At 53.6% G+C, this 11,429-nt stretch carries 9 protein-coding genes and 5 tRNA genes; 9 read left to right on the top strand and 5 right to left on the bottom strand.

The window, feature by feature from the left end:
• On the top strand, positions 1-731 hold a 731-nt coding region (locus tag VEI96_03415), incomplete at its 5' end, for a ChaN family lipoprotein (protein ID HXX57026.1).
• Here the strand turns inward: VEI96_03415 and VEI96_03410 are convergent.
• From VEI96_03410 to VEI96_03390, 5 genes are read right to left on the bottom strand one after another with little or no spacing between them, the layout of a single operon-like run.
• Positions 708-2,033, bottom strand: a complete 1,326-nt coding sequence (locus VEI96_03410) for a 3-deoxy-D-manno-octulosonic acid transferase (protein ID HXX57025.1) — start codon at positions 2,031-2,033, stop codon at positions 708-710. The two genes, VEI96_03415 and VEI96_03410, sit on opposite strands and share 24 nt — an antisense overlap.
• A complete protein-coding gene (locus tag VEI96_03405) occupies positions 2,033-3,802 on the bottom strand; it encodes an ABC transporter ATP-binding protein (protein ID HXX57024.1) in 1,770 nt (589 codons plus the stop codon). The genes VEI96_03410 and VEI96_03405 overlap by 1 nt, the downstream gene beginning before the upstream one ends.
• A complete protein-coding gene (gene lpxB, locus VEI96_03400) occupies positions 3,802-4,992 on the bottom strand; it encodes a lipid-A-disaccharide synthase (GenBank protein ID HXX57023.1) in 1,191 nt (396 codons plus the stop codon). Before lpxB ends, VEI96_03405 begins: the two co-directional genes overlap by 1 nt.
• A 4-nt stretch (positions 4,993-4,996) precedes the next feature.
• Entirely contained in the window at positions 4,997-6,091 is a 1,095-nt protein-coding gene (locus VEI96_03395) for a DegT/DnrJ/EryC1/StrS family aminotransferase (protein ID HXX57022.1), read from the bottom strand.
• 8 nt (positions 6,092-6,099) lie between these two features.
• Positions 6,100-7,083, bottom strand: coding sequence for a Gfo/Idh/MocA family oxidoreductase (locus tag VEI96_03390; GenBank protein HXX57021.1), 984 nt, complete (start codon positions 7,081-7,083; stop codon positions 6,100-6,102).
• Between the two features lie 152 nt (positions 7,084-7,235).
• Between VEI96_03390 and VEI96_03385 the strand changes: the two genes are divergently transcribed.
• The 8 genes from VEI96_03385 (at position 7,236) to VEI96_03350 (ending at position 11,097) form a co-directional block, all read left to right on the top strand.
• Positions 7,236-8,537, top strand: coding sequence for a hypothetical protein (locus tag VEI96_03385; protein ID HXX57020.1), 1,302 nt, complete (start codon positions 7,236-7,238; stop codon positions 8,535-8,537).
• A complete protein-coding gene (locus tag VEI96_03380) occupies positions 8,527-9,468 on the top strand; it encodes a carbamate kinase (GenBank protein HXX57019.1) in 942 nt (313 codons plus the stop codon). The genes VEI96_03385 and VEI96_03380 overlap by 11 nt, the downstream gene beginning before the upstream one ends.
• Before the next feature lie 98 nt (positions 9,469-9,566).
• A complete protein-coding gene (locus tag VEI96_03375) occupies positions 9,567-10,115 on the top strand; it encodes a helix-turn-helix transcriptional regulator (protein ID HXX57018.1) in 549 nt (182 codons plus the stop codon).
• Positions 10,116-10,285: 170 nt separating this feature from the next.
• Positions 10,286-10,363: transfer RNA gene (locus tag VEI96_03370), tRNA-Pro, on the top strand.
• Between the two features lie 125 nt (positions 10,364-10,488).
• Positions 10,489-10,565, top strand: a tRNA-Arg gene (locus tag VEI96_03365).
• Positions 10,566-10,674: 109 nt separating this feature from the next.
• A tRNA-His gene (locus tag VEI96_03360) sits at positions 10,675-10,750 on the top strand.
• 55 nt (positions 10,751-10,805) lie between these two features.
• A tRNA-Arg gene (locus VEI96_03355) sits at positions 10,806-10,882 on the top strand.
• A gap of 142 nt (positions 10,883-11,024) precedes the next feature.
• Positions 11,025-11,097, top strand: a tRNA-Lys gene (locus tag VEI96_03350).
• Positions 11,098-11,429 lie beyond the last annotated feature (332 nt).

The following is an 11,429-nucleotide window of genomic DNA, read 5'->3' as shown; positions in this document are numbered from 1 at the left end:
GGGATATCCTGCGGTTCGCCAGGGATGAGAGAATACCGGTGGTCGCCCTTAATATCAGGAAAGAGATCGTGGGTAAGATCTCAAGAAGCGGCATAGACTCCCTTACCGAAGACGAGAAGAAAGAGCTCCCCGAAAGTATGGATATGACGGATGAGTCGTACAAGGGCAGATTGAAAGAGATCTTTGAGAATCATGAATCATCAAGGGGATCCGGCTTCGAAAACTTTTACCAGTCACAGATCGTATGGGATGAAACCATGGCGGAATCCATCGCAGAATATCTCCGGAAGAACCCCGACCGTCAGATGATCGTCATCGCCGGTGCAGGGCATCTCTTCTTCGGTTCAGGGATTCCGAAGAGGACGTACCGGAGGAACGGGGCTGATTATGCGGTCGTCGTCCAGGATGCGTCACCGGAAATAGATATCGCCGATTTCATTCTCTTCCCGCAGCCGGTGAAGGCTCCCGCATCCCCGAAGATAGGCGTAATCTTGCAGGAAGAAAAAGGCAGGGTGAAGATAGCCGGATTCGCCTCCACGAGTATCGCTGAAAAGGCGGGCATGAGAGAGGACGACATTCTTCTCTCCCTCGATGATACGCCGGTAAAACATCTGGAGGACGTGCAGATCTTCTTCTTATACAAGAAAAAGGGCGATGCCGTAAAGATCAGGGCCTTAAGAAAGCGGTTTCTCTTCGGAGAAAAAGAGTTAGCATTTGATGTAACGCTCTAACACCGCTATAGCCCGGTCGACGGCACCCGCCTTTTTGCGATAGAGTTCTGCCGCTTTTTCCCCCATCGCCTTTCTCTTCTCGGGAGATTGCAACAGCTCCTCAAGGTCCCCGTGGAGTCTTTCTTCATCGGTTTCCCGTGCAGCCGCCTCCCGGTAAAAGTCCGCGACAAACGGAAAATTCTCCATGTGAGGACCGCAGAGGACAGGCTTTCCCCACAATGCCGGTTCGAGGGGATTATGTCCGCCGTGCCTCACAAAGCTGCCGCCGATGACGGCGATGTCGCACGCGCCATATGCCGAAGAAAGTTCTCCGATGGTGTCCAGGATGATCACCAATGCACCCGAAAGCGGTCCGCCTTTCTCTGCCGGACACCCGCCTCTATCTGATACCGGTCTCCCGATGAGGCCCTGTCCATGGGACGCCGACAGCCCGAGGATTTCGGACTTTCGCATGCAGGGCACTCCCCGTTCTACTGCCATAGTCTCAACATCTTTGAAACGTTCGGGGTGTCTTGGGGCAATGATGAGCTTGAGTCCGGGAAAATCCTTTTCGAGTCTCTGAAAAGAGGATACCATCATCTCCTCTTCGCCTTCATGGGTGCTCCCCGCCAGGATGACCGGGCCCTTCAACATCGCCAACCAGTCCGGGGGTCTCTCCGGAGGTCTCATATCAAATTTAAAATTTCCGGTCACGGCAACGCGAGACCCGTCCGCGCCGAGTGCCCTCATCCTCTCAGCCGATGTCTCGTCCTGCATGCAGAACGTCGCAACAGAATCGAGCACGGCTCTCATGAAAAACCTGATCTTTCGATAGCCCGTAAAGGATCTTTCAGAGAGGCGACCGTTCATGACGATAACCGGTATACCTTCCCGCTTGAAACGTCTGAAGATGTTCGGCCAGAGCTCCGTTTCGATGGTTATGAAGACATCGGGTCTCATCTCCCCGAGCACCCGTCTTATGACGCGCACGAGATCAAAAGGAAGATAGATAATATCCGCGACATCAGCTAACCGTTCTTCAGCGACTTTCTGGCCTGTATCGGTTATTGTTGAAAGGAGGATGCCCGCACCAGGGTATCGTCTTTTCAATTCTCTCAGAAAGGTTACTGCCGATAAGACTTCTCCCATCGAAACCGCATGGACCCATATGAGCGGTGAGGAGCCGGAAGTTGATGACGGGCTGAGAAAACCCCGCTTCTCCCTGAACCATCTCTGTCTGATGCCCTTCGGCCGTTTGAGAAACTCGAAAGGGAGAAGCGGAATCATAACGAGAAAATAGAGAAGGCTGTAAAGAAGAAACATTAGAGAGGGCGTTCCGTTCTTGCCGAAGTTTCATCCGTCATAGTATCCGCTCTGTTGTCGTCAAACTGCATGTCGTAGAGTTTCCGGTAGATGCCGCCCGATTCGAGCAGCACGTCATGCGTGCCCGCCTCCACAATCCTGCCCTTATCCATGACGATAATCCTGCTCGCCTTCCTCACCGTGGAGAGCCTGTGGGCTATGACAAAGGCTGTCCTGTCGTTCATGAGGTTTTCGAGCGCCTGTTGGACCATCACCTCCGATGCGGTATCGAGCGACGATGTCGCCTCGTCGAGGATGAGTATCGGGGGGTTCTTCAGTATCGCCCGCGCGATCGAGAGCCTCTGCTTCTGCCCCCCCGAGAGCCTGACGCCTCGTTCGCCGATCACCGTATCGTACCCTCGCGGCAACTGGAGAATAAAATCGTTGATATAAGCAGCCTTCGCCGCGTTGACGATCTCCTCTTCCGAGGCTTCCGGTTTTCCATAGGAGATATTTGCCCGTATCGTATCATTAAAGAGGATGATATCCTGCGTCACCATGCCGACAAGGGAGCGGAGAGAGCCGAGCGTTACCGTGGATGTGTCAAGACCGTCAATGAGAATCTTGCCCTCGGCAGGCGGATAGAACCGGGAGATGAGATCTACAAAGGTCGTCTTGCCCGCCCCGCTTCGCCCCACTAAGGCGACAATCTCACCCTTCTTCACCTTCAGACTGATCGCATGCACGGCGTCACTCTCTGTCTCCTCATACCGGAAAGAGACATTGTCAAAGACGATCTCTCTTCCAAATCCTCCCAAGGGCACCGTGCCGCCGCTTTCCTGCTTCTCCGCCAGCATCTTCTCTATCCTCTCGAGCGGAGCCTTCGCCTGCTGCAGCACGTTGTGGGCTGAAGCGAGCCTCTTCGCAGGCGTATAGATCATGAAGATCGCAGCGAGGAATGAGAAGAAATCACCCGCAGTCATCGCCCCCCCGATCACGAGACTTCCCCCGTACCAGACAACAAACCCGATTCCGATTCCTCCGACGAACTCCATCATTACGTTCGTAGCCTCGGTAATCCTCGTGCTCCGCATCAATTCCCGGTAAAAGTCCTGATTCCTTTCCCTGAACCGGGCGACCTCGTCCCCTTCACGACAAAAGGATTTAATGATCTTGTTCCCCGTGAAGCTCTCCGTCAGAATCTCGGTGAGGGCGGCTATCTTCGCCTGCGTACGGTCACTCACCTTCTTCAGCCTCTTGCCGAACTTCCCGACAAAATAGAAAGCGAAGGGCAGCACAATGATCGAGATGAGGGTGAGATCCCAGCGCCTGACTACCGCAACACATATGAGGACTATCACCGTCGTACTCTCGACGAAAAGGTCCTTAACGGTGAAGGCGAGAAAGCCCTGAACGGCACCGGCATCATTCAGGACCCTTGATACCATGTTGCCCGTCGAATCTCTGTGTATGAAGCTCATGGGCAGGAACAGCATGTGCTGGTAGAGTTTATCCCGTATGTCTCTCACGACCTTGGCACCGGCAGACATCATGAGATAGGACTGAAAGAACCTGAAAACCCCTCTGCCGAGAAAGGCGAGCATGATCCCTGTGCTCAGGAGTAAGATCGACGTCGTACTCCTCTCGATGAAGACTTTATCGACCGCCGGCTTGACGAGCCAGGCGAGGGCTCCGTTCAGTCCGGAGACAATGAGACTGCAGATGGCTGCGACGACGAGACGCCTCCAGTACGGCATCACCAGGAGTAATATCTTCCTTAGACCCTCCATCAATCCCTCCCTGAAGGGCCTCCTACCTTTTGGAGTTCCCATCCCGCCATCTCGCCGATCATTTCCGCAACCCTGCGGGATGGCCGTTTCCCAGCAAAAATTCTCCGTACCTTTTCGAAGGAAGACGTCATCCCGAGCCGGTACTGTTCATCGAAGAGTATACGCCTGAGTTCCTGCATAATATCCTGCGCGTTTGCATGGCGCTGAATGAGCTCACGAACGACCCCCGAGTCCGAAATAATATTCACGAGGGATATGTGCCGCACGCTCACGAAGACCCTGCCGATAAGATACGTGACGGGAGAGACCTTATAGACGACGACAAAGGGCACGCCGAGAAGCGTCGCCTGGAGGGTCGCCGTGCCGGAGGCGATGACCGCCAGATCAGAACAGGCAAGACACTCTATCGAGTTCCCCTTCACGATCAAGACGCCTTCGAGCGTAAGCGCATCGATATACCGCCTGAACTTCTCGACATCGATATTGGGAGCGATGGGCATAACAAATCCGGACTCCGGTAATTCCGCCTTAATCTGTTTAACAAGGTCGAGAAAGACGGGCATGAGTGTCCTCAATTCATGGGGCCTTGACCCCGGGAGGAGAGCGACTACCGGCTGTCCGGCGGCAAGCCCGAGTTTTCTTCTCATGACCGGCTTGTCGCTATCCGGCAAGTCCCCTGCCTTCCGCGCCTCCTCTATCTCTTCCATGGCGGGGTGACCGACAAACTCCGACGGGATGCCTGCCTTTCGGTACATCTCCTCTTCAAAGGGGAGCAGCACAGCGACCCTGTCGGCAATCTCTCCCATGACCCGTATCCGTCCCTTCCGCCAGGCCCATACCTGAGGGCTCACATAGTAGAGGACCTTGAGCCCATATCGCTTCGCAACCCTGCCGAGCCTGAAGTTAAAATCGGGAAAATCGATGAGGACGACAACCTCGGGCCTCGTTTCGGTAATGGCCTTTACCGCCAGCCTGAATGATTCCCGGATCTTTCTCAATGAAGGCAGGAGTTCCGCTATGCCGAACGCGCTGGATATCCCCGCAAGGATCTCGACTCCGGCTTCCCTCATCCTCGAACCGCCGATGCCGAGAACTCTGATGCCCGGCCAGAAACGCTTCAGTTCTCCTGCCAAGAGAGAACCGTACCACTCACCTGAGCTCTCGCCTGCCACAATCATGACGGTCTTCATCTGGTTATCCGGAAACCTTCCTTATTGCCGCGGCGATCTCTTCTATCGCCGATTCTTCAAGTTCGGGATAAATGGGCAGGGAGAGCACCTCCCGCGATGCCCTTTCTGCGGCCGGGAAATCACCTTCCCGGTGTCCGAGAAAACTCAGCGCACGCTGGAGATGAAGGGGCAGGGGGTAATAAACGACGGAAGAGACCGCGGATTCCTTCAGTCTTCTCTGGATCTCGTCTCTGTCCCCGGACATGATCGTATATTGATTGTACACGTGATAATTTCCCTCCTTTTCGGACGGACATCGGACCGAATCGCAGAGCAGGGAACGGTAGCACGAGGCCTTTTCCCGCCGTTTCCGGTTATATTCATCGAGCCTCTTAAACTTCACGAGGAGCACCCCGGCCTGTATCTCGTCGAGTCTGCTGTTAAAGCCCACGGCGTCATGGACGTATGCGCCTCTCGACCCGTGATTCCTCAGGCTTTTCAAGAGCTCGGAGAGGTTTCCGTCATGAAACGTTATCATCCCGCCGTCTCCGTAAGCACCGAGGTTCTTACTCGGATAAAAACTGAAACAGCCGGCTTGCCCGAAACTCCCGACTTTTCTCTTTCCCACTGCAGCACCGAAGGCCTGTGCACAGTCCTCTATCACGGAGAGGCCATGCCTCGCCGCAATGTCCATGATCTTCTCCATGTCAGCGGGATGGCCGAAAAGATGGACAGGCAGGATGGCCTTGGTCTTCGGCGTTATCCGCTCCTCTATCTTGCTGCAGTCCATCGTAAAGGTGCCCGGTTCGATATCGACAAAGACGGGACGCGCGCCGGTATAGATGATCGCCTCCGCCGTAGCGAAGAAGGTGAACGGCGTCGTAATCACCTCGTCACCGTCTCCGACGCCGAGCGCTTCGAGGGAGAGATGGAGGGCATCAGTCCCTGAAGCCACGCCGAGAGCGGCGTCGGTACCCATGTAAGCAGCGACCTTCTTCTCAAATTCCTGAACCTTCGGTCCGAGTATGTAGTGGGAACTCTCGAGTATCTGACTCATCATCTCGAAGATCTCTTCCTTGACATCCGCAAACTGTTTGCTCAGATCGACCATCGGTATCATCTCAAGGTTCACCTCATGACGGAATTTATTTCGAGCGCCACTTCCAGGGCATCCCTTCCCTCGACACCGGAGACCTTCGGCCTCTCCCTGAGGGTCACGCAACGGATAAAATCCTGTAGCTCTTTCGCGAGTGGCTCCATATATTCCGGTCTGATCGTATCGATCGAGCAGCCGGAAACGGACTCACTCCGGACTTCGATCTTGAGGTCGCAGGCGAAGGGATCAAACGGCTTCTGTCCATCATCCGCTTCCGACGGACGATAATATCTCCGGATTTCTGACCGCTGATAATCGAGCTCGATGCACGAGTTTCTCTGGAACACTTTCAGTTTCCTCTGTTTTTCCCGCTCTATGCGGCTAGCGGTGAGGAGCGCCACGGTTCCGTCACGGAACTCTATCCACGCCCTCGCCTCGTCGATCTTATCGGTCACGACAGAATAACCGGTCGCCCGGAGCGTCTCTATGGGAGAAGGGACAAGACTGAGTATGACGTCTATATCGTGTATCATGAGATCGAGCGTTACGTCCACATCCGCGCCCCTGCTGAGGAAAGGGGATATTCTTATCGCTTCGAGGAACCGCGGTTCCTTCACCATCCGGGACAGAGCGATGACGCCGGGATTATACCGCTCGAGGTGTCCGACCTGAAGTATGCGGCCCATCCTTTCAGCCTCCCGTATCAGTTCGCTTGCCTGAGCCACCGTTACGGTTATCGGTTTCTCAACGAAAACATCTTTCCGGGCCCGTATGCAGTCGAGTGCTATTTCATAATGTGCGGTAGTGGGAACGACAATACTCAACACATCGGCACCGCCGAGGACATCGTGATAGTCCGTATAGGACTTCGAACCGTATCTCCCGGCTACCTCATCGGCCCGCGCCGCATCGATATCGACGACCCCGACAAGCTGAACTCCGTGCATCTCAGCAAAAACCCTCGTATGGTGTTGCCCGAGATAGCCCGCACCGACAACAGCGACTCTTAAAGACATGCGTCCCCTTTTCGCGTCAGAAAGCGTTACAGAATCCGTATATTTTGCACTAATTGCGGGTCTTTGAGCAAGTGCGCCGCGCGAGAGAATCAAAGCCGAAGAGAGGAGGGAGTTTTATTGACACGACCCCCTTTTGATGCTATAAATCTCCTATGGAAAAGGTAGTGATACTCGGTGCGGGAGGAAGGGACTTCCATAACTTTAATGCTTTCTTCCGCAACAACGCCTCTTTCGAAGTCGTTGCCTTCACCGCTGCCCAGATACCCTTCATCGAAAACAGGGTCTACCCCCCTGCACTTGCGGGGAAGCGTTACCCCGGAGGCATCCCCATCTACCCGGAGGAGAAACTCGCTGAAATTATCAGGGATAGGGCCGTCACAACGGCCGTCTTTTCTTACAGCGACATCTCTCACGAAGAGCTCATGCACAAGGCATCGGAGGTGCTTTCCCTCGGCGCTGATTTCCTGCTTCTCGGCCCTGAAAAGACGATGCTCAGGAGCAGCGTACCGATACTTTCCGTCTGCGCAGTCCGAACGGGCTGCGGAAAATCGATCATCACCCGTAAGCTGGCAAGACTACTGAAAGAGAGGGGCTTGCGCGTTTCTGTGATGCGGCATCCCATGGCCTACTGCGACTTCATCCCTGTTAAGCGGTTCGCAGCAGCAGGGGATGTTGACCGGGGTGCCTGCACGATCGAAGAACGGGAGGAGTTCGAGCACCTTGTGGCGAGAGGCATTACGGTTTACGCGGGCATCGATTATGGGGAAGTTCTCGGTGAAGCAGTAAGAGAGTCCCAGGTGATCATATGGGACGGCGGCAACAACGATTTCCCCTTCATCTTTCCGGACTTCGAAATCGTGCTCATCGACGCCCTGAGGCCGGGACAGGAGAGACTCTTCTATCCCGGCGAGGTGAACCTGAAGAGGGCGAATCTCCTGATAATCACAAAAGTGAACGAGGTCGGCGAAGATATCCTGAGCCGCATCCGGAAGACGATCGCTGAGGAAAACCCGGACGCCGGCATCCTTGAGGCGCCTTCTTCTTTTGCCGTGAGCGACCCTGCCCTGATAGAGGATAAGAGGGTCCTCATCATCGAGGACGGACCTACCATTACCCATGGCGGGATGCCGCACGGTGCAGGTCTGACCGCTACCGTCGGGATTGTCTCGGAATTCATCGATCCCAGACCCTACGCCGTTGGATCGATCAAAGAGGCCTTTGCAAAATTTCCCCACATAGGCCCCGTGCTTCCCGCGCTCGGCTATTCCAAGACCCAGATACAAGAGCTGGAGGAGACGATAGCGGAAACGCCCGCAGATGCGGTCGTCATAGCGACCCCGGTAGATTTGGAGAAGATACTCAGGATCGACAAGCCTGCGGTAAAGGTTTCCTATGACTTCGATATCAACCTGGAAGGACTGGTTGATTCCTTCCTGGAGGAGTATGTCTTCTGAAGGTGTCCTTATAGCCCTCGGTGGAAATGCACTCATCCTGCCGGGTGAAAGGGGGTATATCGAAGAACAGTTTACCCACACCGCCGCCTGCATGAAACCCGTCGCGGCCCTCGTCTCGGAAGGGAAGAGGATCGTGATTACCCACGGTAACGGGCCGATAGTCGGGAACATCCTTCTCAGAAATGAATGTGCGAGGGACTACATACCACCCATGCCTCTCTCGGTCTGCGTCGCGGACAGCCAGGGTGGGATTGGGGCGATGATGGTCCAGAGCCTGCGAAATGAACTCAAGGGAATCGGCATCGAGAAAACCGTCTCTGCCATTATTACTCACGTCGCAGTGGATATGCATGACCCCGCCTTTACTAATCCGACAAAGCCGATAGGCCCTTACTATCCGGATGAGCAGGTCGTCAGAGAAAGGCAGACGTCGGGATGGACGATGAAGAGGATACCCGGGAGGGGATGGAGAAGACTTGTGGCTTCGCCGATGCCTCGGAGGATAGTTGAGACAGAGGCAATACGCGCCGCTCTTGAAATCGATATTCTGCCTATCGCATGCGGAGGAGGTGGCATCCCGGTAATCGAGGAAGAAGGGATCCTGAAGGGTGTCGACGCGGTTATCGACAAGGACTTCACGGCGGGCCTCCTCTGCCGTGAAATCGGCATGAAAACATTCGTAATCGTAACGGATGTGGACGGCGTTTACCTCAACTGGGACAGCAGTTCGAGGCGCAGAATACATTCTTTCACAATGAACGATGCGAAGAGATATCTCGGGGAGGGGCAGTTCCCTGCCGGGAGCATGGGGCCGAAGATCGAGGCTGCCATCGCGTTTCTCGAATCGGGAGGAGATGAGGTCCTCATCACAAGGCCTGAAGATCTCCTGGAAGCGCTGAGGGGAAATGCTGGTACAAGGATCATCGTATAGCACCGACGCGACATGTCTCGTTTTTTTCAGTTTGATTGGCCGCCAAGGTGTGGTATCATGGTAGAAATCCGTCTCCTTCTCCTTTACGTTAAAACGTAATGGATAACAATGAAGTCATAGATTTTATCCTGAACAAGATGCCTCTTGGCGTGCTTGTCTTTGATCCTCACTTGAGCATCACGTACAGGAACCGACAGGCCGAGAATTTCCTGAAGCGTTTCACTATCCCTGAAGAGGTCGAAGCCGTAAACAAGAGAATCTTTGACGTAATAGGAACGGCACATCTGAGAGAGCTCTTCCCCGGCGACATCTATATATCAAAAAAGCTTGACGGATCGCCGAGCACATGGATGTTCAGGGTACAACCCTCTGAAGGGCCAAGTCCATTCGTGACGGTCTTTATCGTCGAGCAGTCGGTATCGAATAATTTCGACCTGAACAGAATCAGGAAGAATTTCAGCCTGACGCGGAGAGAAACGGATATACTCAGGCGAGTTCTCGACGGATTGACGAACAGCGAAATGTCGGAGGATCTCGATATATCCGAGCAGACGGTAAAAGACCATCTGAGCAACGTCTACATGAAATTCAAGGTCAAGAATAGGTTTGCGTTGATCCGCTCTCTCATCAGCTCGCCCGAACCATAAGCCCCGATGTCCCGTGTGCTCCTCGCCTTTCCCATCGTAGCGGACCACTCTGGAGGGCTTTAGGAGAATAAGAGCTGCCCCAAGCCGAACGACATCGTTCGTCCCTTTGTCCCTTCATATTCCGCTCGAAATTTGACTTTTAACGCTATAATCCATTACTTTATTAACTTCGGGGCGTAGCGCAGTTTGGCTAGCGCACCTGCCTTGGGAGCAGGGGGTCGGAGGTTCAAATCCTCTCGCCCCGACCAAGCTGACATCATACTTGCGTTGCAGATACAGCAGTCGTTATGATTTCGTTACCCGGCGAGTCTCATATGACTGCGAGAGTATGCCGGCGAATACGTTGACGCTGCTCAGAATCACTCTTACGGATGCGCCTGTAGCTCAGTCGGATAGAGCAACTGCCTTCTAAGCAGTGGGTCAGGGGTTCGAATCCCTTCAGGCGCGCCAGGCAATTATATGCATATAAGGCGATGGTCAAAATACTTGGTGATTGAGTAAGGCGTAATCGGGTATAATCGACTGTGTCGAAAACCGGATCACGATTCATTGCTGCACGGTGGGCGTAGTTCAACGGTTAGAGCACTGGACTGTGGCTCCAGGTGTTGGGGGTTCGAATCCCCTCGCCCACCCCAAATAGACATTTTGAAAAGATTTAGTTGCAACTGATTATTCATGGCAATGCGTGATGCGCCTGTAGCTCAGTTGGATAGAGCATCGGCCTCCGGAGCCGAGGGTCGGAGGTTCGAATCCTCTCAGGCGCGCCAAGAAAGCCATTATTTGTCACTCGGTCAAATGTGGTGTTATTAGCCACTATTGTTGCATCCCTGATAAGAGAAAGTTGATTTGCATCGATGTTTTTTGTTTTACTATTCATATTTGCTGATCACCCTTGACTGTCCATAAAATGGGCCGTTAGCTCAGTTGGTAGAGCAGCTGACTCTTAATCAGCGGGTCGCAGGTTCGAATCCTGCACGGCTCACTTTAAAATCAAAGGGTTATAGCAACTAGAGCAGCTGACACCATATTAGAAAAATATTAGAACAGATCTGAAATTCAGTCAGTTGCTCAATCCTTTCCTACAACTGCGATTTTCGCTCTGAGTCTGAATCCGATGAACAAAGATTTTCACTGCTGAAGAGTTTACTTTCAATATGAATCATACTTGGCAGCTTCTTTTAATAAGACTCTCTTGACAAATCCGTTACTGCGAGAAGTACCGATAAAAACCCACCGCATTAGGAAGCTATATTCGACGGTACAGCGAGTATCGTTCTTCTACGACAGACCACTAACTATTTTGATAGGTATGGG

The sequence above is a fragment of the Thermodesulfovibrionales bacterium genome (assembly GCA_035622735.1).
GTDB lineage: Bacteria > Nitrospirota > Thermodesulfovibrionia > Thermodesulfovibrionales > UBA9159 > DASPUT01.
The sequence above is the reverse complement of the archived record's forward strand: the minus strand, read 5'-3'. Positions and strand labels throughout refer to the sequence as shown.